Origin of the sequence: Nocardia yunnanensis (assembly GCF_003626895.1) — a bacterium.
Taxonomy (GTDB): Bacteria; Actinomycetota; Actinomycetes; order Mycobacteriales; family Mycobacteriaceae; genus Nocardia; species Nocardia yunnanensis.
This window is the reverse complement of record NZ_CP032568.1, coordinates 2,465,067-2,486,619: the sequence shown is the minus strand read 5'-3', so window position 1 is coordinate 2,486,619 and position 21,553 is coordinate 2,465,067. Positions and strand designations below refer to the sequence as shown.

The 21,553-nt window shown below is 67.8% G+C and carries 17 protein-coding genes and 1 rRNA gene; 7 read left to right on the top strand and 11 right to left on the bottom strand.

Features of this window, described 5'->3' with window-relative positions:
- The first annotated feature begins 15 nt into the window (after window positions 1–15).
- The gene (locus tag D7D52_RS11385; RefSeq protein ID WP_120744013.1) at window positions 16–990 is read left to right on the top strand and encodes a dimethylarginine dimethylaminohydrolase family protein; all 975 of its coding nucleotides are present in this window, start codon (window positions 16–18) and stop codon (window positions 988–990) included.
- On the opposite strand, the gene D7D52_RS11380 is transcribed toward D7D52_RS11385, so the two are convergent.
- From D7D52_RS11380 to D7D52_RS11360, 5 genes are all read right to left on the bottom strand, one after another.
- Window positions 987–3,350, bottom strand: a complete 2,364-nt coding sequence (locus D7D52_RS11380) for a RelA/SpoT family protein (RefSeq protein WP_120736284.1) — start codon at window positions 3,348–3,350, stop codon at window positions 987–989. The two genes, D7D52_RS11385 and D7D52_RS11380, sit on opposite strands and share 4 nt — an antisense overlap.
- Window positions 3,351–3,501: 151 nt before the next feature.
- Window positions 3,502–5,100, bottom strand: coding sequence for an ABC-F family ATP-binding cassette domain-containing protein (locus D7D52_RS11375; protein WP_120736283.1), 1,599 nt, complete (start codon window positions 5,098–5,100; stop codon window positions 3,502–3,504).
- A gap of 161 nt (window positions 5,101–5,261) precedes the next feature.
- Entirely contained in the window at window positions 5,262–6,422 is a 1,161-nt protein-coding gene (locus tag D7D52_RS11370; protein ID WP_246023795.1) for an MFS transporter, read from the bottom strand.
- Between the two features lie 92 nt (window positions 6,423–6,514).
- Complete coding sequence (locus tag D7D52_RS11365; protein WP_120736281.1) at window positions 6,515–6,994, bottom strand: RrF2 family transcriptional regulator; 480 nt, start codon at window positions 6,992–6,994, stop codon at window positions 6,515–6,517.
- A gap of 46 nt (window positions 6,995–7,040) precedes the next feature.
- Entirely contained in the window at window positions 7,041–9,020 is a 1,980-nt protein-coding gene (locus D7D52_RS11360) for a peptidoglycan DD-metalloendopeptidase family protein (RefSeq protein ID WP_246023794.1), read from the bottom strand.
- Between the two features lie 65 nt (window positions 9,021–9,085).
- On the opposite strand from D7D52_RS11360, the gene D7D52_RS11355 reads away from it, so the two are divergent.
- Window positions 9,086–9,424, top strand: a complete 339-nt coding sequence (locus D7D52_RS11355) for a hypothetical protein (protein WP_222932810.1) — start codon at window positions 9,086–9,088, stop codon at window positions 9,422–9,424.
- A 21-nt stretch (window positions 9,425–9,445) separates the two neighbouring features.
- On the opposite strand, the gene D7D52_RS11350 is transcribed toward D7D52_RS11355, so the two are convergent.
- The 6 genes from D7D52_RS11350 to D7D52_RS11325 form a co-directional block, all read right to left on the bottom strand.
- Entirely contained in the window at window positions 9,446–10,018 is a 573-nt protein-coding gene (locus D7D52_RS11350) for an adenine phosphoribosyltransferase (RefSeq protein ID WP_120744010.1), read from the bottom strand.
- Window positions 10,019–10,055: 37 nt separating this feature from the next.
- On the bottom strand, window positions 10,056–11,774 hold the full coding sequence (locus D7D52_RS11345; protein WP_120736280.1) for an ABC transporter substrate-binding protein: 1,719 nt from the start codon (window positions 11,772–11,774) through the stop codon (window positions 10,056–10,058).
- Window positions 11,775–11,794: 20 nt separating this feature from the next.
- Window positions 11,795–13,027 (bottom strand): protein translocase subunit SecF, encoded by a 1,233-nt coding sequence (gene secF / locus D7D52_RS11340; RefSeq protein WP_120744009.1) that lies wholly within the window; start codon window positions 13,025–13,027, stop codon window positions 11,795–11,797.
- 2 nt (window positions 13,028–13,029) lie between these two features.
- Window positions 13,030–14,721 carry a protein translocase subunit SecD gene (gene secD / locus D7D52_RS11335; RefSeq protein WP_120736279.1) on the bottom strand — a complete coding sequence of 564 codons (1,692 nt, stop codon included), beginning with the start codon at window positions 14,719–14,721 and terminating at the stop codon, window positions 13,030–13,032.
- 100 nt (window positions 14,722–14,821) lie between these two features.
- Window positions 14,822–15,190 (bottom strand): preprotein translocase subunit YajC, encoded by a 369-nt coding sequence (yajC, locus tag D7D52_RS11330; RefSeq protein ID WP_120736278.1) that lies wholly within the window; start codon window positions 15,188–15,190, stop codon window positions 14,822–14,824.
- A gap of 287 nt (window positions 15,191–15,477) precedes the next feature.
- Window positions 15,478–16,971, bottom strand: coding sequence for a flavin-containing monooxygenase (locus D7D52_RS11325; RefSeq protein ID WP_120736277.1), 1,494 nt, complete (start codon window positions 16,969–16,971; stop codon window positions 15,478–15,480).
- 54 nt (window positions 16,972–17,025) lie between these two features.
- Here D7D52_RS11325 and D7D52_RS11320 point away from each other — a divergent pair, with 54 nt between their 5' ends.
- From D7D52_RS11320 to D7D52_RS11295, 5 genes are all read left to right on the top strand, one after another.
- Window positions 17,026–17,691 (top strand): TetR/AcrR family transcriptional regulator, encoded by a 666-nt coding sequence (locus D7D52_RS11320; protein WP_120736276.1) that lies wholly within the window; start codon window positions 17,026–17,028, stop codon window positions 17,689–17,691.
- Between the two features lie 107 nt (window positions 17,692–17,798).
- A complete protein-coding gene (locus D7D52_RS11315; RefSeq protein WP_120744008.1) occupies window positions 17,799–18,359 on the top strand; it encodes a DivIVA domain-containing protein in 561 nt (186 codons plus the stop codon).
- Between the two features lie 105 nt (window positions 18,360–18,464).
- Window positions 18,465–19,943, top strand: a complete 1,479-nt coding sequence (locus D7D52_RS11310; protein WP_120736275.1) for an HNH endonuclease signature motif containing protein — start codon at window positions 18,465–18,467, stop codon at window positions 19,941–19,943.
- A 538-nt stretch (window positions 19,944–20,481) separates the two neighbouring features.
- A 5S ribosomal RNA gene (gene rrf / locus D7D52_RS11300) occupies window positions 20,482–20,598 on the top strand.
- 260 nt (window positions 20,599–20,858) lie between these two features.
- Window positions 20,859–21,530: a rhomboid-like protein gene (locus tag D7D52_RS11295; protein ID WP_120736274.1), complete on the top strand. Its 672-nt coding sequence runs from the start codon at window positions 20,859–20,861 to the stop codon at window positions 21,528–21,530.
- Window positions 21,531–21,553 lie beyond the last annotated feature (23 nt).

The following is a 21,553-nucleotide window of genomic DNA, read 5'->3' as shown; positions in this document are numbered from 1 at the left end:
GGTATCGTGGCGGATATGCCTGCTGATGCGCGGAGTGTTCGGGTCGACAGCGAGTTCGCACCGCTGCGGACCGTGGTGGTGTCCCGCAACGAGTTCCGGGGTCCGGCCGATCCGGCCCTGATCGGCCCGGAGATGCCGACCGAACCCGGGGCAGCCGACATCCTGAATGCGGTGTGGGGCAAGGACTTCGGTGCGGTCTATCCCGACAGGCAGCAGCGCTGGGAGGCCGAGCGCGACGAGCTCGCGGCCGTGCTGCGCCGCCACGGCGTGGAAGTGCTGCGGCCCCGGACGTTCACCGCGGCCGAGAAGGAGGCCGCCGGTCCGGCCGGATACGCCAATTTCTTCGTCCGCGACCCCTGGTTCACGGTGGGCGACCACGTGATCGAGGGCGTACTGCAATTCCCGCATCGCCGCCTGGAGGTGCTGCCCAGCCGCGATCTGCTGCTCGACCGCGTGATGCCCAGCGACGCGCACTACGTCTCGCTGCCGCAGCCCGGGGTGGGTCTGCCCGGCCCCGGCCCCTTCCTCGAGGGCGGTGACGTGCTGGTGCTGGGCAAGGATGTCTTCGTCGGCCTGTCCGGCATGGCCACCAATGCGCTCGGTATCGCCTGGCTCACGAAATACCTTCGCCCGCACGGCTTCACGGTCGTCCCCGTCCGGCTGCCGCGCCACGTACTGCACCTGGACTGCGCGCTGGGCCTGGTCCGCGAGGGCCTGCTCATCGCCTGCCCCGAGCGCCTGCCCGACGGTCTGCCGCTGCGGCTGCGCGACTGGGAGCGCATCGAGGTCGGCGAGGACGAGGCCGCGGCCATGGCCACCAACGGCCTGCCCATCGACGCCGAAACCTATGTCACCGACCCGGAATTCGAGCGGGTGGGCAAGCAGCTGGAGGCCCGCGGCGTCACCGTCGAATACGTCGACTTCGCGGTGTCGCGCCTGTTCGGCGGCGCGTTCCGCTGCTCGACCCAGCCGTTGCTGCGCGCCGACTAGGCCGCCGAGGTCACGCGGTAGACGTCGTAGACGCCTTCCACATTGCGCACCACATTGAGCAGATGCCCGAGGTGTTTGGGGTCGCCCATCTCGAAGGTGAACTTGGAGATGGCGACTCGATCCCCGGAGGTGGTGACCGCCGCCGAGAGGATATTGACCTTCTCGTCGGCGAGCACCTTGGTGACGTCCGAGAGCAGTCGCGTCCGGTCCAGGGCCTCGATCTGAATCGCGACCAGGAACACCGACGACGGCGACGGCGCCCATTTGACCTCGATGATGCGTTCGGGTTCCGCGCGCAGCGAATCGGCGTTGGTGCAGTCGGTGCGGTGCACGCTGACCGCGCCGCCGCGGGTCACGAAGCCCATGATCTCGTCGCCGGGCACCGGGGTGCAGCACTTGGCCAGCTTGGACACCGTGCCGGGCGCGCCCGGGATCTCCACGCCGGCGTCCCCGGTGGTGCGCTGCCGCGCCGGCACCGTGGAAGGCGTCGAGCGCTCGGCCAATTCGTTCTCGACGTCGCTGACCCCGCCGAGCTGCGCCATGAGCCGCTGCACCACGTGATGCGCCGACACCTGGTTCTCGCCGACGGCCGCGTACAGCGCGGAGATGTCGGTGTAGTGCAGCTCGTGCGCCAGCGCGCTCATGGCGTCGACGCTCATCAGCCGCTGCAGCGGCAGGCCCGAGCGCCGGACCTCCTTGCTGATCGCGTCCTTACCGGCTTCCAGTGCCTCTTCGCGGCGTTCCTTGGCGAACCACTGCCGGATCTTGGCCTTGGCGCGCGGGGACACCACGAAGTTCTGCCAGTCCCGCGAGGGTCCGGCGTTCTGCGCCTTGGAGGTGAAGATCTCGACGACCTCACCGTTCTCGAGCTGCCGTTCCAGCGCGACGAGCCGCCCGTTGACGCGCGCGCCGATGCAGCGATGCCCGACCTCGGTGTGCACCGCGTACGCGAAGTCGACCGGAGTCGACTTCTGCGGCAACGTGATCACGTCACCCTTGGGGGTGAACACGAAGATCTCCGGCGACTTCAAATCGAAGCGCAGCGACTCCAGGAATTCCGCCGGGTCGGCGGCCTCCCGCTGCCAGTCGAGCAGCTGGCGCATCCACGCCATGTCGTCGACTTCGTTGTTGTCGCCCGAGTGCTTGCCCTTGGTCTCCTTGTACCGCCAGTGCGCGGCGATGCCGAACTCGGCGGTCCGGTGCATATCGTGCGTGCGGATCTGCACTTCCAGCGGCTTGCCGTCCGGGCCGACGACCGTGGTGTGCAGCGACTGGTAGACGCCGTAGCGCGGCTGGGCGATGTAGTCCTTGAACCGTCCGGCCATGGGCTGCCACAGCGAGTGCACGACACCGACCGCGGCATAGCAGTCGCGCACCTCGTCGCAGAGGATGCGAATGCCGACCAGGTCGTGGATGTCGTCGAAGTCCTTACCCTTGACGATCATCTTCTGATAGATCGACCAGTAGTGCTTGGGCCGGCCTTCGACGACCGCGTTGATCCGGCTCGCGGCCAAGGTGTTCACGATCTCGGCGCGGACCTTCGCCAGATACGTGTCCCGCGAGGGCGCGCGGTCGGCGACCAGTCGCACGATCTCGTCGTACTTCTTGGGGTGCAGGATCGCGAACGCGAGGTCCTCGAGCTCCCATTTGACCGTCGCCATACCCAGCCGGTGGGCCAGCGGCGCGATCACCTCGAGGGTTTCGCGGGCCTTCTTGGCCTGCTTCTCCGGCGGCAGGAACCGCATGGTCCGCATGTTGTGCAGCCGGTCGGCGACCTTGATCACCAGCACGCGCGGGTCGCGGGCCATGGCGATGATCATCTTGCGGATGGTCTCGGCCTCGGCGGCCGCGCCCAGGTTGACCTTGTCGAGCTTGGTGACGCCGTCGACCAGGTGGGCGACCTCGGTGCCGAATTCGGCGGTCAGCTCGTCGAGCGAATAGCCGGTGTCCTCGACGGTGTCGTGCAGCAGCGCGGCCACGAGTGTGGTGGTGTCCATGCCGAGTTCGGCGAGGATATTGGCCACGGCCAGCGGATGGGTGATGTACGGGTCGCCGGACTTGCGGAACTGGTGGGCGTGCTTCTCGTCGGCGACGTCGAAAGCCCGTTGCAGCAGAGCGAGATTCGCCTTCGGGTACAGCTCGCGGTGCACGGTCGCGAGCGGCTCGAGCACCGGCTTGACCGCCGCGATGCCGCGCTGCCCGGTCATACGGCGGGCCAGGCGGGCGCGGACGCGGCGGGATGCGGAGGTGGGGACGGCGGTGGTGTTGCGGGCGGCGGCGGACTGACCGTTGGCCGATGGGGTGGCCGAAGCGTTCTCGGTGGGTTGCCCCGAGTTCGCCTTCTCCAAATTCTGTGTCATGCCACCTCCGCTCGCGGTCTCGATCGGAAAACCATATCGGACCGTTCAACCACCCAGATCATCCACTTTAGTCCTGGAAACGGATACCGACCGGGACAGCCGACGCCGCCTGGCAGAACAGCTCCGGAGCGTTGAACTGTACCCGGTCAGCTCACTGTTCACCGGGAGACTCGACCAGGCCGTCGGCGGTCAGCTCGAGCCGCCGCGTCACCCCGATATCGGCGAGGAATCGGGGGTCGTGGCTCACCACGACCAACGCACCCTCGAAACCGGCCAGAGCCTCGGTGAGATGCGCCAGACTCGGCAGATCCAGATTGTTGGTCGGCTCGTCCAGCAGCAGCAGTTTCGGTGCGGGTTCGGCCAGCAGCAGCATGGCCAAGGCCGCCCGCAACCGCTCACCGCCCGACAGCGCGCCCGCCGGCACGTCCGCGTCCGCGCCGCGGAACAGGAACCGCGCCAGCTGCGCTCGAATCCGCTCCGGCACGGCGTGCGGTGCGGCCGCCGCGACATTCTCGAACACCGACCGGCTTTCGTCGAAAATGTCCAGCCGCTGCGGCAGCATCCGCCACGCCACCGCCGGCGGCTGCGCCGCGATCCGGTGCAGCAGCGTCGTTTTGCCGACACCGTTGCGCCCGGTGAGCGCGATCCGTTCGGGCCCGGTGACTTTCAGGGTCACCATCGGCCCGCACGGCAGCCGCGCCTCGGTCAGCTCGAGCACGTCCTGCCCGGGGTAGAGCCGGGTGCCGGGCAGTTCGACGCGGATCTCGCGGTCGTCGCGCACCCGCTCCTGCATCTCGCTGAGATGATCCTTGGCCTCCTCGACCTTGCCGATGTGGTTGTTGCGCAGCTTGCCCGCCGACACCTGCGCCTCGCGTTTGCGGTTGCCCATGGTGATCTTGGGTTCGCGCTTCTGGTCCCACATCTTCTGCCCGTACCGCTGCCGGCGGTCGAGCTTGATGCGCGCCTCCACGAGTTCCCGCGACTGCTTTCGCATATCGCTGCGGGCCTCGCGGACGGCGGCCCGCGCGGCCTCCTGCTCGGCCGCGAGGATCCGCTCGTATTCGGTGAAATTGCCGCCGAAGGAACGGATTTCGCCGTTGCGCAGCTCGGCGATGGTATCGACGCGGTCGAGCAGATCGCGGTCGTGGCTGACGGTCAGCACGGTGCCGGGGAACTGGCCGACGACCTCGTAGAGCCGCGCTCGCGCGACCTGATCGAGATTGTTGGTCGGTTCGTCCAGCAACAGCACGTCGGGTTCCCGCAGCAGTTCCGCCACCAGACCCAGCAGCACCGTCTCACCGCCGGACAGGGTCTCCAGCCGCCGATCCAATTGCGCCACATCGCCTGCGACGTAATGCAATCCGAGTCGCCCGAGCAGCGCGATCGCGCGTTCCTCGATATCCCAGGAGCCGCCCACGAGCTCGAAGTCCGCTTCGGTGCCGGCTCCGGATTCGATGCGGTGCAACGCTTTTCGAGTCGCGGCGAGTCCGAGCACCTCGTCCACCCGCTGTCCGGTGGCGAGACCGAGATCCTGACGCAGGTAGCCGAGCCGCCCCGGGACGGTCACCGAGCCGCGCACGGGGCGCAGTTCACCGGTGAGCAGCCGGAACAACGTGGATTTACCTGCCCCATTGGCACCGACCAGGCCGATGTGGCCGGGTCCGAGCTGGGCATCGAGACCGTCGAAAACCGGAGTGCCGTCGATCCACGCGAAGGTGAGATCGGAAATGGAAATTACAGGCATAGACATGCGGGCCTCCCGAAGATGAGCGAATGCGGCGCGCGATTGCGGGCCACTCGGCGGTCATCTCAGAAGAGCAACGGCACGTCTCCGATCGGACGGGAACAAGACCCAGCAAGGGTAGCCGACGGCAACGGGGCAGGGCAAGAACGTGTTTGGTGAGCCCGATCTCAGCGGGCGGCCGCGGCGGTCAGCCGCAGGAAGCCCAGCGCCAGGCCGGCCAGCGCGGCGGCGCACCCGAACACGACGGTGAATCCGTGCCCGAGCACGGCCCCGCCGAGCAGCGTCCCCGCCCCGATCCCGAAGTAGATGCACGAGGCGTTGAGCGCCACGACCAGCCCGGCCTCCTGCGGGGCGGCGGCGATGAGCCGATGCTGCTGGGCCGGCGTCTGGCACCAGCTCGCGGCGCCCCACGCGAGAGCCAGCCCACCGACCAGCACGGGAGCGTGCGCGCCCGTCACGACCAGCATCCCCATGACCGCCAGCGCGGTGGCCATCACGGCGTACCCGGCGGTCAGCACCCGCGTGGCGCCCCAGCGGTCGGTCGCGTAGCCGGACGACAGGTTCCCCGCCACCGCGCCCACCCCGTACAGCATCAGCATCCCCGCGGTCATCGACCCGCCGATTCCCAACGCGCCCAATGCCGGAACGGCGTACGCGTACGCGACATACGCCGCTCCCATGCCCAGCACCGTCAACGGCAGCACCGCGGCGACCGACCGATTTCGCAGTATCCGCAGCCGATCGGCCAGTGGCACACCAGGATTCCCCGGCAGCGCCGGCACCCACGCCGCCACCCCGGCCGCGGCGAGCAGGCACACCGCCGCCACTCCGGCCAACGCCGCCCGCCAGCCCAGCCACTGCCCCGCCAGCTCCCCCAGCGGCACGCCCAGCGCGGTGGCGATGGTCAGCCCGCCGACCACCACCGCCAGCGCCCGGGCACGTGCTGCGGGCGGTACCAGCGCCGCGGCCACCGCGCCCGCGTTCGGCGTGTACGCCGCCGCCCCGAGCGCGGCCAGCACCCGCGTGACCAGCAGGATCCAGAACGTCGGCGCGAGCGCCGATCCCAGGTTGGCCAGCGCCAGTATCAGCAGCGCCGACACCAGCAGCGTGCGCCGGGGCAGCCGCGCGGTCAGCGTCGCCAGCACCGGCGAGCCGAGCGCGTAGGCGGCGGCGAACACCGTGACCGCCAGACCCGCCGTCGCGGTCGAAACCGACTGGGATGCAGCCAGATCCGGCAGGAATCCGGCCAGAATGAACGAATCGGTGCCGACGGCGAAAGTCCCCAGCGCCAAGACCAGCGTGCGCCGCAGGCCATCCGACGAGTCCACACCGGCATTAATCGGGATACTGACCATCCCGAATCTCCTTTCAGAAAAACCCGGCCGCAGCCGGGTCGAGGTTTACCGAATCGCGCGCCCGCTCAACCGGTCACGCCCGCGTAGAACCGACGCACGTACTTCGACGCGTTCTCGTGCGATCCGGCCATCAGATCCGCGACCGTCTGCCCCGCCAGCTCCCGCCGCCACGCCAGCTCCGCGCGCCCCATGGCTCGCGCGATACCGCAGGGCTCGGCGAATTCCGCTCGCGCCCGCGCCGCCCCCGCTCCGCGCCGGCGAATCTCGGTGCACCGGAACGCATCCGTGCGCCCCTCGACCGCCGCCACCACATCCATCAGCGTGATGCGCTCGGGTGCGCGCGCGAGCCGATAGCCGCCGCGCGCACCGGGCGTGGAGTCGAGGATTCCCTCCCGAACCAGCGGCTGTAGCCGCTTCTTCAGGTATTCCGGTGGCAATTCGAAGATCTCGGCCAACCGGGCGGTGGCGATCGGCGCGTGGTCGTCGAGCCAGGCCAGTGCCACACAGCAGTGCAGCCCCCATTCGACGCCTTCACCGATCACCATGAAAGGGGATGCTACATGTCCCGATTACCTCGGTCCACCCCGGGACTCAGCGCGAAAGCCGCCGTGCCTTCATCCCGTTCGACAACGGCACTTCCGCGACCTTGCCGCCGGATTCGGCGTGCAGCATGCGTCCGCTACCCGTGTAGACACCGACATCCGCGGGCCCCCGCACGCCGAACGAACCGAACACCAGGTCACCGGGCTTGGCGCTGAGCAGCGACACCTCGCTGCCCTGCTCCCACTGCTGTTCGGCGGTGCGCGGCAGGCTGATGGTGCTGCCGCTGCCGGCGAACACCGCCGCGGCCGTGAATCCCGCCTCGTCGAAGCCGCCGTCGGTCGGCCCGCCCGGGCCGCCGCCGCCGAAAACGTAAGGGGTGCCGAGCCATTGCTGTCCGGCCGCCACGATCTGCGGGCCCAGCTCGGCGGTCTCGTCGGCCTGGAATCGCCCCTCGCTGCCGAGACTGCGGAAGCCGGGTTCGGCGGCCAGGATGCGCGCCACGTACGGCCGGGTCTCGGTGAAGTGCCGGGCGATCTGGTTGGGCATGCCGCCCGAGGCCAGCACCGCGCCCTCACCGGCGTTGTAGGCGGCGATGGTGAGGGCGGTCAGGTCGCCGGAGACCTTGCCGTCGGATTCCCAGCCCTCGATGGTCTTGGCGATCGCGCACATGTAGCGGCCTTGACCGATGATGGCGTCCGCCGGTTCCAGCGCACTGGCCACGCCGTCGCCGTCGGCGTCGATGACGTAGGGCTGTCCGTCGGGGGCGAGCGCTTTGGCCGTGCCGGGCATGAACTGGGCGATGCCCTGCGCACCGTCCGGGGACACCGCGTCGGACCGGAATCCGGATTCGGCCTGGGCCTGGGCGGCGAGCAGGGAGGCGCTGATCTCCGGGCACAGCGAACCGGCCCGTCGGTACCAGATCTCGAGTTCCGGCGGCACCTTACCCGACGCGAGATTGCCTCCGGCCGTACCGAATCCGTTCTCGCAGTACGGCGTGCTGGGCGCGGGAATGGTGCCGCCCGCCAGCCACGGCATCGGATCGACCTGATGCCCGCCCGTCAACCGGCCGCCCGGTACGAGCTCGAAATGCAAATGCGGACCGGAGGATTCGCCATTGCTGCCGACATCGGCGATGTGCTGGCCCATCTGCACGATATCGCCGGTGTGCACGAAAATGCCGGTCTCGTACATGTGCCCGTACACCGTGGAGTACCGGCGGCCGCTCGCGTCGAGGGAATCGATGACGACCCAGTCACCGAATCCCGACGCCGCTCCCGACGCCACCACCAATCCGTCCGCCGCCGCGTAGATGGGCGTGCCGGCGGGCGCCGCGAGGTCGACGCCCATGTGCGTGCCGCCGCGCGCCCCGAACCCGTCGGTGACCGTGAACGCCCCCGGGGCGATCGGATATTGGTGCCGCCCGGCCCCGAGGATGCTGCCCGCCTCGTTGACCGTGCCGGACATCGCGGCCATCGACGCGTTGGCCGGCGCGGGCTCGGTCGAGCTCGCCACCGCGTCCTTGATACTGACCTGCACGCGGTCCAGATGATTGCGCGCGGCGTCGCCGCGATCGTCGAGCGGCTTCCACTCGGTGCCGGTGGCCGCGCCGGGAGTCCAGCTGCGCTGCTTCCAGATCAGGTAGTCGACATGGAAGGCGCCCGCGTTCTCCTGCAGGAACGACACGATGGCGTCGCCCTTGCCGGAATCGGCGCCGACGATGAATTCCACGGCGCGCCCGGCCTTCAGGTCCGGGGCGGACGGATCGTCGACGACGCCGCGCATGTCCATCGGCCCGAAGCGCGCCACCGTGCAGCGCAGCACCCGCAGCGCCCCGTCCTGCAATCCGGTCTCCGCGGGCGAACCGGTGGCGGGACAGTTGGGTTCGGTGCGCGCGGAGGTGGCGGTGGGCAGGCTGGGTGTGCCGGGGCCGCAACTGGTCTCGGTCGCGGGCAGAATGATGACGAGCACCAGCGTCAGCATCCCCAGCACCAGGGCGATCGCCCCGCCCACGAGGTGTGAGGGCTTCACGCCCGAACGCTCCCGGCCGCCGCGGTCATCACCCGGACATCATGCCATGCGCGACACGCGGTTACGTGGAACAGCGTGTCAGTTTCAAGCGGCACACAGCGGGCATCCCTTCCTACATGCCGTACGTGGCCCGCAACGAAGTCCACGCCGCTCGGATCATCAGCGGCGTCGGCGCGCTCTTCGCCCTCATCGAGGGCGTGTACATCCTGATGTTGATCCTCAACGCGGATCACGCCAACAAGTTCTTCGTCTTCATCAAGGGGCTCGCCGAACCGCTGGCACTGTTCTTTCCGGGGCTGTTCCATACCGGCAGCCCCAATTTCGACATCATCCTGAATTACGGTCTGGCGGCGGTCTTCTGGCTGATCGTCACCGGCTTCATCGCCCGCGTGGTCGCCGGCTGATACCCAGACGACCGGTTCCGTTCAGAGCTTGACGATCGAGGTCACCGGGTAATCCCCCTGGCGCTCACGGCCGTTGAGGAAGCCCAGCTCCAGCACCACCGCGGCCGCGACCACCTCGGCGCCGGCGGCCAGGAACAGCTCGGCCGCCGCGGCCAGGGTGCCGCCGGTGGCGAGCACGTCGTCGAGCAGCAGCACCTTGCGGCCGGCCAGGTCGATGCCGTCGGCGGGGATTTCCAGTGCGGCCGAACCGTATTCGAGGGTGTATTCCCGGCTGATCACCGGCGGCGGCAGCTTGCCGGCCTTGCGCACCGCGACCACGCCGGTACCCAGCGTCGCCGCGACACCCGCACCCAGCAGGAAGCCGCGCGCGTCCACGCCCGCCACCAGATCCGCGTCCGGCGCGCAGGCCGCGAAGCAGTCCAGCACCGCGCGGAAGCCCGCGGAGTCGGCGAACACCGGCGTCAGATCGGCGAAACGCACGCCCGGCGTCGGGAAATCATCGTGCCAGCGGGTCAGCCGCCGCACCGCGTCCTCGGCGCGGGCGGACCGCTCCCCCGCCACCTCGGCCGTCTCCAGCATCTCGTGTTTGCTCATCCGCACCCACTCCTCAGTCACCACGCCACCTCGGCGTTCACCGTTTCAACACCCAGCGATCCATGTTCCAGCCCGCACCGGCGCGGGTGGGGCTGGCGATCCCGTTCTCCATGCCGTCGCCGAACCCGATGGTGCGGGGGGCGGCGAACAGCGGAATCGAGGGCATATCGCTCCAGAGCAGATTCTCCTGCTCGTTGAGCAGGTTCAGCACCGTGACCGAGTTGTCCTCGGCCGCAAGCTGATCCGCGATGGCATCGTAGCGGCCATTGCCGTAGTGGCCGAAATTCAGGCCCGCGCCGGTGCGCAGGGCGGCGATGGCGTCGGTGGCGGCCAGGGTGCCCGACGGGCCGGGCATGCCCGCGGTCCCGCCCAGCACCGCGTCGACCTTGCCGTCGGACAGCTGCGCGGCGGTGAAATCCGGTGCGCCCGCGTCGATCACGGTGATTCCGGACGCCTTGCACGCGTCGGCGATGGCGGCCACCATGGCCGCGCGGCGCTCGTCGGGCTGCACGTATCCGATCCGAACGGTCTGGTTCTGCAGTCCCGAGGAGGACGCGGCCTGCGAGGCGGTCGCATCGCCGCCCTTGTATTTGTCGCCCGCACCCGAGATCGACTGGTAGTACACCGAATCCTGTTGCACCGTGCGCGAATTCAACAGTCCGGCGCCCAGCCCCAGCTTCACGTCGTAGCCGGGATGGCCGAACTTGTCGAACAGCCCCTGCCGCGGCACGCACAGCGCGAACGCCCGGCGCGCGTCGAGCGAACCGAACACCCCACCGGTGGCCAGCGTCAACTGCTCCACCCCGCGGCCCGGAAGATTCTGCTGCTGGAACCCGCCCAGGCCGACATCGCCGAGCGAGCCCGCGCCCACGTCCAGCACGCCGATGGACTTGTCCGACACCTTCGCCTTCAGCCCGGAATGCCGGTCCCACACCACGATGCGGGGGGTGCGGGGCTGATTGCCCCACCACTTCTCGTTCTTGACCAGCACCAGACCGTCCTTGTCACCGAACGAGTCGATCCGGTACGGCCCCGAGGACGGCAGCAGGGTCGGATCCAGCTTGCCGGGCGTCAGCTTCCACCCGTTGTTCCAGAAGTCGGCGACCTTCTCCAGCGTCGGCTGATCACCGGTCTGCACCGGCGCGACCACGTTGGGGATCTTCACCTGGGTGGCGATCACATGCGCCGGCATCACTTCCGAGGCGTTGAACAGCGTCTTCCACTGCGTGTAATGCTTGCCCGGCCGGAACACCACGGTGGCGTCCTTGGACCCGGGCTGGCAGTCGACCCGCTCGATATCGCGGTAGCCGTCGGTGCTCGCGGCGTCGAACAGCGGAACCGGCCCGCCCGGACCGGCTTTGGTGAACCGGCCGCTGCGCGCCGCCCAGGTCAGCACCAGATCGTCGCAGGAGGTGGGGATGCCGTCGGAGTAGGTCCCGTCCGGGCTGAGCCGGTACTGGATGGTCTGGACGTCGCCGGGGACTTCCTTGGCGGTGCCGACATCGGTGTCGGCCACCGGCTGCCCGTCGGGGCCGGTATAGAAGAAGCCGGTCAGCACCCGCGAGAACACCGCGGCCGCACCGCTGTTGGCGCCCAGCGTGCTCGAACCGTTGTAGCTGGCGATGACCGCGTCCACGCCGTAGCCGATGGAGGGCACCTGATTCTTGGACGAGCATCCGGCCAGCGCGCCGGCGGCGAGCGCACCCGCCACCAATGCGACGCCGGCCCGGCGCAGTCCCGTCTGGTCTTGCTTCACCGTGGCAAACCCCCTGCGCGTCAGTGCCGTCGCTGCTGTCGTTTCCCACTCGGCCGGGCTCCGGGACGCGGCGCCCCGGTGTTCTGACCACGCGACGACGGACGCGCCGCACCGTTGGCCACGACCTCGCCGCCGCGGCCCGCGGCCCCGGCCCGCTCGGCCGCCGCCGCGCCGACGCGCGCCTTCGCCCCGCCCTGACGACGGTTGAGCACCCGCTTGGTGTGCTCGGCCACCGGGCCCCAGGTCTCCTTGATGGACACCAGGATCGGCACCGCGAAGAAGATCGACGAGTAGCCGCCCACGATCATGCCGACCAGCTGCACCAGCGCCAGATCCTTGAGGGTGCCGACGCCCAGCAGCCATACCGCGATCACCAGCATGCCGATGATCGGCAGGATGCCGATGACGGTGGTGTTGATCGAGCGCATCAGCGTCTGGTTGGCCGCCAGGTTCGCCTTCTCCGCATAGGTGTGCTTGGTCAGATGCAGTACGCCGCGGGTGTTCTCCTCGACCTTGTCGAAGACGACCACATTGTCGTAGAGCACGTAGCCCAGAATCGTGAGCAGGCCGATGACCGCCGCGGGCGTCACCTCGAAACCGACCAGCGAATAGATGCCGGCGGTGACGATCAGGTTGAAGAACAGCGAGCCGATGGCCGCGATCGACATATCGCGTTCGAAGCGAATCGCGATGTAGATCATGGTCAGCACGACGAACACCACCAGCGCCAGCAGCGCCTTGTGGGTGACCTGGCCGCCCCAGGTCTCACTGATCTCGGCGACGCTGATCGCGTTGCGGTTGGGCTGGCCGCTGGCATCCTTCGGGTGGAAGGCGTCGAACAGCGCGTTCTGCAGCTTGTCGGCCTGCTCGTTGGTCAGCGTGTCCGAGCGCAGCTGAATGGTCGCCGAGGAACCCGAACCGACCTTCTGGGTGGTCACCGGATCGTGGCCGATCACCGAGCGGTAGACGTCGTCCACCTTCGAGGTGGTGACGTCCGCGGCGGCGGGCAGCTGGATGCGGGAGCCGCCGGCGAAGTCGATGCCGAGGGTGAATCCCTTGAGCCCCATGCTCAAGGCGGCGATCGCGATGAGCACCGCGGCGATGCCGTAGTACACCTTGCGCTTGCCGACGATCTCGAAACCGCCGGTGCCGGTGTACAACCGCTCGAACAGGCTGTGCTGCTTGCCCGAACCCGCTCCCTCGTAATCGAGTTCGCTGTCGGAATCCACCGCGACGGGCGAGGACTTGGCCATGATCACGCCTCCTTCACCAGGACACCGGCCGCGGCCTTGCGTTCCTGTGCAAGCTCTGCAATAGCGCCCAGACCGTTCACCGACGGCTTCGCCCAGAACGGCGAACGCGAGACCAGCATCATCAGCGGCGCGGTCACCAGGTAGAGCACGATGACGTCGAGCACGGTGGTCAGACCGAGGGTGAACGCGAAGCCCTTCACCTGACCGGCCGCGAGCAGGTACAGCACCGCGGACGCGATGAGCGACACCGTCTTACCCGAGAGGTTGGTGCGCTGCGCGCGCTGCCAGCCGCGCGGCACCGCCGAACGGAAACTGCGGCCCTCACGCATCTGGTCCTTGATGCGTTCGAAGAAGACCACGAACGAGTCGGCCGTCATACCTATGCCGATGATCAGACCGGCGATACCGGCCAGGTCGAGGGTGAACCCGATCCAGCGGCCCAGCAACACGATCAGCGCGTACACCGCGACACCCGCCGCCAGCAGCGAGAAACCGGCCAGGAAGCCGAGCATGCGGTAGTAGAGCAGGCAGTACAGCAGCACCGCCACCAGACCGATCGCACCGGCGATCAGACCCGCGTGCAGTGACGACAGGCCCAGCGTCGCCGACACCGTCTCGGCCTCGGAGGTCGAGAACGACAGCGGCAGCGAACCGTACTTCAGGGTGTTCGCCAGTTCCTTGGCGGTCTTGGCGTTGAAGCTGCCCGAGATCTGGGTGTTGCCGCCGTACTGGCCGCCCTGGTTGACCTGCGGGGCGCTGACCACCTTGGAGTCGAGCACGAAGGCCAGCTGCTTGCCCTGGTACTGGGTGGTCAGCTTGCCCCAGGTGTCCGAGCCGCCGGACTTGAACTCCACATTGACCACCCAGCCGCGCTGCTGGTCGTAGGCGGAGGTGGCGTCCTTGATCTCCTGGCCGTCGAGCGCGCTCTTGTCCAGCAGGTAGACGAAATTGCCGTCGGTGGAGCAGGAGACCAGCGGCAGCGCCGGATCGTCGTTGCCCTGCAACGGATCCGGCTTCGAGCAGTCCAGGCTCGCCATGGCCTGGGCCTGAACGGTCGGATCGGCGCTCTGGCGCAATGCCTTCGCGGCGGCGATCTCCTGCTGCGTCTGCTGCTGCGGGGTCAGGCCGCCGGGCGCGGGCGCGGGAGTCGGGGTCGGCGACGGCGTGGTGGGAGCCTGCGCCGGGAACACGCGGTTCTGCGGGGCGGGCGCCTCGGAGGTCGGTTCCGGCGCGGTGGTCGGCGCGACCGATTCGGTCGGCGGCGTGGCCGGCGGGGCCGTCGGCTGCGCGGCCGGGGGCTGGCCGCCCTTGACCGCGGCCTGCTGGCTCAGCACGGGCCGCACGTACATCTTGGCGGTGGTGGCCAGCGACTTCGCTTGCGCGCCATCGGCTCCCGGCACCGTGATCACCAGGTTGTCGCCCTCGATCACGACCTCGGACCCGGCGACGCCGAGACCGTTGACGCGCTTCTCGATGATTTCCTGGGCCTTCTTCAGGCTGTCCTGGCTCGGCTTCGCGCCGTCCGGGGTGCGCGCGGTCAGCGTGACCCGGGTACCGCCCTGCAGATCGATGCCGAGCTTCGGGGTGTGGGCTTTGTCGCCGGTGAAGAAGATCAGGCCGAACATCAAAGCCACCAGCGCGGCGTAGACGCCGAGCAAGCGCAGCGGATGCGCCGTTCCCTGAGAAGGTGGCACAGTACTTATCTCCTAGGCGGGGTTCGGGGGTGGAAGCGGGCACACACCGCAGCGCCACCGGCCGCCGGTCACGTCGGGCGGTCGATGGCGCGGGAAGTGTTCAGTCCTTGGTCAGCTTCGGTGCGTCGTCGGCGACCTCGGCGATTTGGGCCGGCGCGTCGGCGGCGACCTCGGTGACCGTCTCGGTCTCGGCCTCGGTGTCCTCGGTCGCCGCGGGGCGAATCTCGAGGATCGCGGTGCGCTTCCACGTCGTCACGACATCCTCGGCGATCTCGAGGTCCACGGTGTCGTCCTCGGTGTCGATGTCGACGACGGTCGCGAACAGGCCCGACGTGGTGACGACCTGGTCGCCGACCTTCAGGTTGTCGCGCATCTCGCTGACCTTCGCCATCTCCTGCTTCTGACGGCGGACGTTCAGGAACATCGGGATGAGCAAAGCAACCAGCAGCAGCGGCAGCAGGAGTTCCATCGTCGTAGTCAGCCCCTAGTCAATGGTCGGATGGTGCGTTTCCCCGACAGTCTGCCAGTACACCCTGAGAGACGGCGCGGCGGAGTTCGATTTGCCCTCCGCTTCGCTCCGGGCGGGTTCACGGCGCTGAAAGTCTCGATTCTTCCCTCCCTCCGCTCCTCCGCTTCGCTCCCCCGCTCCACTCAGTCCAGAATCGAGACGCGCCGCGAACCTCGAAGGGCTTCGTCCGGCGTGTTCTCCCCGGGCTGCGCGGTCGGCCGCCGACTTTGCCGACCGCGCAGTCCCACTCAGGCCGACCGCACCCCGTAGGTGTAGTCGTCGAGCGGGAAGCTGACTGCTTCGCGGTGGGCGTTCAGGGTGCTGGTCGGGCGCAGCAGGGCGGCCTCACCGTGCTGGTTGAAGTAGTAGCTGCGCGCGGTCGAGCACTGGCCGCCGTAGAACACCGAGGAACCCAGCTTGTCGGTGACGCGGTCGAGGAACTCGGCATTGGCCTGCTCGGTGACCTCGAAGACCTGCTCGCCCCGGCGGAACATCTCACCGAACAGGCGCGCCATATGCTTCATCTGCGCCTCGATGGTGGTGAAGTACGACAGGCCGCTGTAGGAATACGGGCTGTTGAGGCTGACGAAGTTGGGGAACTTCGGCACGGTGATGCCCTCGTACGCCTGGAAACGGTTGTCGCGCCAGAACTTTCCGAGGTTGACGCCGTCGCGGCCGACGATCTCGATGGCCGGAAAGTTGACGTCCCACAGGTTGAAGCCGGTGGCCAGGATCAGGGTGTCGATCTCGGTCTTGTGGCCGTCGGCGGTGACGATGCCGTCGGGCACGATGTGGTCGATGGAGTTGGTCTCGAGCCGGACGTGCGGTTCGTTGAAGGTCTTGAAGTAGGTGTTCGAGAACGTCGGGCGCTTGCAGCCGAAATCGTAGTCCGGCGTCAGTTTCTTGCGAGTGTCCTTGTCGCGCACCGAATTCCGCAGATGCGCCTTGGCCAGCACGGCGGCGGCCTTGTTCAGCGGCTTGGCCTGCTTGAAGTGCAGCACGCCGACGACCATGAGCGCCTCGAGCATGGAGGTGTTCACCATGCGAGCCGCCTTCTGCGTGAACGGGACTCGGGCGAACAGGCTCTGCACGGCGGGCGGGATCGCGGTGTCGAACTTGGGCACCACCCAGATGGGGGTGCGCTGGAAGACGGTGAGCGCCTGCGCCTTCTTGGCCACCTCGGGAATCAGCTGCACGGCGGTCGCGCCGGTGCCGATGATGGCGGCCTTGCGGCCGGTGAGGTCGAAGTCGTTGTCCCAGGCGGTGGTGTGAATGATCTTGCCCGCGAAGGTGTCGATGCCGGGGAACGGCGGGGTGTAGGGCTGCGACAGGAAGCCGGTGGCGGTCATCAGATAGCGGGCGGTGAGAGATTCGCCGCCCTCGATGGCGACGGTCCAGAGCTGCCGCTCCTCGTCCCAGCGGGCGCCGCCGACGACGGTGTCGAAGCGCATGCGCCGGCGCAGGTCGTACTTGTCGGCGACGTGCTCGGCGTACTTCTTGAGTTCCGAACCCGGCGCGAACAGGCGCGACCAGTACGGGTTGGGCTCGAAGGAGTACGAGTAGGTGACCGAGGCGATGTCGACCGCCAGGCCCGGGTAGTGGTTCACATGCCAGGTGCCGCCCAGATCGTTCTCACGTTCCAGGATCAGGAAGTTGCTCAGGCCGAGCCGGTCCAGCTCGATGCCCGCGCCCATTCCGCCGAAACCGGCACCGACCACGATGGCGTCGTACTGAGGTGCCACGCCGAACCTCCTGCAATGTGTGTCGTTCAACCCAAATGATGCACATGTCACGGAATGACATCTCATTCCGTTTGTGATCACCGTATCATCGGCCCTGTGACGAAGCCATCCTCGAGAATCGAACGGCGTAAGGCCGAGCTCCGGCAGGAGATCATCGACACCGCGTTCGCGTGTTTCGCCGAGAAGGGCTATCACGCCACGGGCATCGCCGATATCGCGGGCGAACTGGGCATCGGGCACGGGACCTTCTACCGGTACTTCGAGAACAAGCGCGACATCATCGACCATGTGATCGACGATCTGGCGGCGCGGATCATCGAATCGCTGGGGACCGACAACGCCCCGGACGCGGCCGACAGCCTGGCGGAATATCGGGCGCAGGTGGATCGGATCGGGGACGCGCTCAACCGGATCTTCCTCGAGGATCGGCGGGTCGCGCAGATGCTGTTGTTTCAGGCAACGGGGATCGACAGCGACCTGACCATGCGGCTGTACGGTCTGCTCGACACCGCCGACTCGCTGACGGCCGGATATCTGGAGCACGGGGTCGAACGGGGTTACCTGCGCGCGGATCTCGACACCGTGAACACGGCGCGGGCGGTGACGGGGATGCTGCTGGCCGCCATCGTGCACGGGATCCGGAATCCGGACGTGCAGGCGGTCGACGATCTCAGCCACGCCATCCGGCATCTGTTGATCGACGGGGTACGCAAGCACTGAGCCGCCGCGCCCGGCGCAGGGGGCAAACAGACCCGTTTGTCCGATGCGGCCGGATCCGCAAGGGGCGGAAGTAATTCGGACATCGCGCGGTTGGCACAATGGCGCGAGTGACCCCCGACGACGTCCGCCGCACCCGGTTCGGCCCCGCGCCGCTCGGGCATCACGGCTACCACCCGGGCCAGGTGGACGCGCTGTGCGGGCGCATCGCCGACACCATGCTCGGGCGCGACCATCTGACCGTCGCGGAGATCCGGCTCGCCGAATTCGACACTCCCCCGGCGGGACAGCGGGGGTACGAGATCGAGCAGGTGGACGATTTTCTCGACCACATGTGCGTCGAGCTCGAGGAACTACGCCACGGACGCGGCCGGCTGCCCGCCCGGCACGGCCACGGACCGCTCACCCACGACGATGTGCTGCGGATTCAATTCTCGCCGCCGCCCTACGGCTTTCCGGGATATCTCGCGTCGGAGGTGGGGGCATTGCTCGATCGGCTGGCGGCGACGCTTGCCCATCATGGACCCAATGGGCTTACGGCGCAGGATATTCGGGACGTCACCTTTCATCTCGCGCCTGCCGGGGAGGCGGCGTGCCACCGGGACGAGGTGGATGCCTTTCTGGACCTGGTGGCGGTGCAGTTGGAGAAGGCCGAAGTCGGTCGACATTAGGGGAATTCGTTAGCGGGGCCGAATACGTTGATAGCCAGGGGTTTACACTGCGTGTCTCTTTGATGGGGGTTACGTGTCGCGGCGGGTGGAAGTATTATTGGGGGTATGGGGGATATTGCTGATGATATGGCTACCGCGCAGGCGGTGATTGCGCGGCTTCAGGCGGTGCACTCGGATATTGCCGTATTGCAGGCAGAAGAGATGGCGTTGATGACTGCGCTTTATCATTTGCGGCGGGAACAGCAATTGGAGTGCGGGGTGGCTTATCTCGACGCTGGGGAGAGCACGGCTACCGAGATCGGGATTGCGCTCAAGGTGTCGCAGCGCTCCGCGGATGACCTCATCGAATTGGGGCTTGGGTTGGAGAACCGTTATCCCGCGACCCGGGAGGCATTCGAGGAGGGACACATCGACCTGGCGCGGGTGCGGGCGATCAGCAAGGTGTTGACCAATGCCTCCGATGATGTGTTGGACAAGCTGGAATCCAAGGTTGCCGCGTATGCGGAGAAGGCGGAACCGGCGCGGGTGCGTCGCAATGCCAATCGGTGGATCAAGGAAGCCGATCCTGAAGGACAGGCCGAGCGTCGCAAGGCTGCCGAAGCTGAGCGGTATGTGAACATCACTGCGGCCGACAATGGCACCACGGTGCTGGATGCCGTGTTGCCTGCGGCGGGTGGGCAGGCGGTGTTCGAGCGGTTGCGCGAGATGGCGTTGGGGCAGGTGTGCGGGAAGGATCCGCGGACCATTTCACAGCGCCGCGCCGATGCGCTGGTGGCGCTCGCCGACGGGACGGGGCGGCTGGTGTGCCAGTGCGGGCGTGACGACTGCCCGCGTGCGGTGGTTGGCGAGGCCCCGGTTGCGCGGAAAGCCCTGGTGCAGGTGGGGGTTTCGGCTGAGACGCTCGCCGGGTTGCAGGACAATCCGGCGCTGCTGGCTGGGTTCGGGGCGATCGACGCCGATTTGGCTCGGCAGATCGCGCGGCACGCGCGGTTCGAGATCATTACCGAATCGACGAGCACGGCCAATGGCGCGCCTACCGCCGACGGTGTCGAAAAGGCTGACGCTGTCGAAAAGACTGACAGCGCTGTGGAATTGCGGTACCGCCCGAGCGCTCGTATTGCTCGCCGGGCTCGCGCGATCGACGGCAGCTGCCGTGCGCCGGGGTGTCAGGTTCCCGCTGCGGCCAGCGACCTCGACCATCAGGACCGCTTCGATCACGGTGATCCGCAGGCTGGGGGACGTACTACCGAAGCCAATTTGGGGGCGCGGTGTCGCCGTCATCATCGGCTCAAGACGTTGGCCGATAATCATCGCAATGGGTGGCAGGTCATTCACCATTCGGACCGTCGGGTCGAATGGCGTACGCCCACTGGCGAATCCGCCATTACTACCCCGGAGGGGCCGGATTATCTGTTTCCGGCTACGCCGGTGCCGCCGGTGACGGTGGGAGGTGTGCCGGATGCCGAACCGCTTGCGGCGGTTTTGGATCCGGGGGTGGCGGTCATGGATTTGACCGAAATTATGATGGTTTACAGCACTCCTGGGCAGCGTCGTGCTGTGCGGCGGGGTCGGAGCAAGATGTGATTCAGCGGCTCGAGGTCAGGTAACTCGGGGGGAAGACTACTCCTGCCCTCAGCCGCAACCGGATTGCTTGCCGGGTGATGTACCGGGAGTGTGGTTGCGTCGCCTGCCCTACCGGACTTTCGCTGACGCGACTTGGGCGGCGTGACTCTCCTACCGGCCCACGGACTGCACGGATCACCTTCACTGAGGTGATCTCATCAACTTCGGTGTGTGCTTGAGGGATTCGGGCATTCGGGAGTTTCGGGACTTGCCCGGTCATGGGCGTGGAGTCCCAGGTAGACCGGTTTTCTCCCACAGAATTCCGATGCCTGAAGGACTCCACGTGATCGCCTATCGTGCCATGCTCGACGTGTCCCGGGAGCTGGTCTGCCATGTTTCGCGGTTGCTGGCCGCCCAACGGCGAGCCCGGGGCACCCGCCGCGGTGCCCGGGCGCTGACACCGTTTCGGCAGGCGATGTTCGTGCTGGCCTGGTTCCGTAAACGCGAGGACATCGCGGTGCTGGGCGCAGGTTTCGGTATCAGCCGCTCGACCGCCTGTTACGGCGGCTATAGCGGTGGGGAAACGCCCGGTCCCATTCCGAACCCGGAAGCTAAGGCCACCTGCGCCGATGGTACTGCACTCGACAGGGTGTGGGAGAGTAGGACACCGCCGGAACATCATTCGCGAAGGCCCCGACCATCAGGTCGGGGCCTTTGGCGTATCTTGGGGCGTTTACGCGGGTGCGTTCGCGTGTATCCCCGAGGCATATCCAGAGGTATGGATCCACAGAAAGCTCCCAGCGAACGGGCAGGCTCGGTGGGGATGGAACGACAATGATCGAGGGCATGGTCATCGAGGCAGTAGCGCCCGCGCCGGTTTCGGGGCGCAGACGAGCCCGGATACTGACGTGGCGAGGCCCGGGGTCAATGCGCCGAATGGCTGCGGCGGCATGGCTGCCGGCGACCTACAGCTATGTGGGGTTGCTGACCGCGGTGGCGGTGGCGCTCACGATGGTGGGCGCGTCGTCGGAGTCGCGAATCGTGTTGCATGCCAGCACGAATCTGCACAATCTGGCCAAGGGCCGGTTCGGCACGCTGTTCTCCAGCGCCTTCCTGATGGGTGAGGGCGCGGCCACCGTGTTCATCATCGTCCCGCTGCTGGCCTGTCTGCTGGCCCTGGCGGAGCGGCGCTTCGGCGCGGTGAAACTGGTGCACACCTTCTTCATCGGTCATATCGGCGCGACCGCGCTGGTGGCGGTCGGTCTCTGGGTGGCGGTGGAGTCGCAATTGCTGCCCAACAGCATCACGACCGTGGAGGACGTGGGCGTCAGCTATGGCGCGATGGCGGTGGTGGGCGCGCTGGTCGCGGTGCTGCCCCCGCATCGCCGCTGGGTGTGGGCGGCCAGCTGGCTGACGCTGGCGCTGGGTGGCGTGCTGGTGTGGCACACCTTCACGAATGTCGGTCACTTCCTGGCGCTGTGCCTGGGGCTGGGCATCGGCCGCTTGATGATTCGCCGTGAGGTGGCTCCGCTGCGCCCCTTCGGTTGGCCGGATTCGGTGCTGCTGGCGGGTGGTTCGGTGTTCGCCTGCCTGATGCTGCTGGGCTGAGCCCCGGCCGCCGGGGGCGAGTC

What these genes read in the sequence shown, in the direction of transcription:
- D7D52_RS11385 (WP_120744013.1), top strand. Translation starts at nt 16, where the DNA reads ATGCCTGCTGATGCGCGGAGTGTTCGGGTCGACAGCGAGTTCGCACCG.
- D7D52_RS11380 (WP_120736284.1), bottom strand. Translation starts at nt 3,350, where the DNA reads ATGACACAGAATTTGGAGAAGGCGAACTCGGGGCAACCCACCGAGAAC.
- D7D52_RS11375 (WP_120736283.1), bottom strand. Translation starts at nt 5,100, where the DNA reads ATGTCTATGCCTGTAATTTCCATTTCCGATCTCACCTTCGCGTGGATC.
- D7D52_RS11365 (WP_120736281.1), bottom strand. Translation starts at nt 6,994, where the DNA reads ATGGTGATCGGTGAAGGCGTCGAATGGGGGCTGCACTGCTGTGTGGCA.
- D7D52_RS11350 (WP_120744010.1), bottom strand. Translation starts at nt 10,018, where the DNA reads ATGAGCAAACACGAGATGCTGGAGACGGCCGAGGTGGCGGGGGAGCGG.
- secF (WP_120744009.1), bottom strand. Translation starts at nt 13,027, where the DNA reads ATGGCCAAGTCCTCGCCCGTCGCGGTGGATTCCGACAGCGAACTCGAT.
- yajC (WP_120736278.1), bottom strand. Translation starts at nt 15,190, where the DNA reads ATGGAACTCCTGCTGCCGCTGCTGCTGGTTGCTTTGCTCATCCCGATG.
- D7D52_RS11320 (WP_120736276.1), top strand. Translation starts at nt 17,026, where the DNA reads ATGACATCTCATTCCGTTTGTGATCACCGTATCATCGGCCCTGTGACG.
- D7D52_RS11310 (WP_120736275.1), top strand. Translation starts at nt 18,465, where the DNA reads ATGGGGGATATTGCTGATGATATGGCTACCGCGCAGGCGGTGATTGCG.
- D7D52_RS11295 (WP_120736274.1), top strand. Translation starts at nt 20,859, where the DNA reads ATGGCTGCGGCGGCATGGCTGCCGGCGACCTACAGCTATGTGGGGTTG.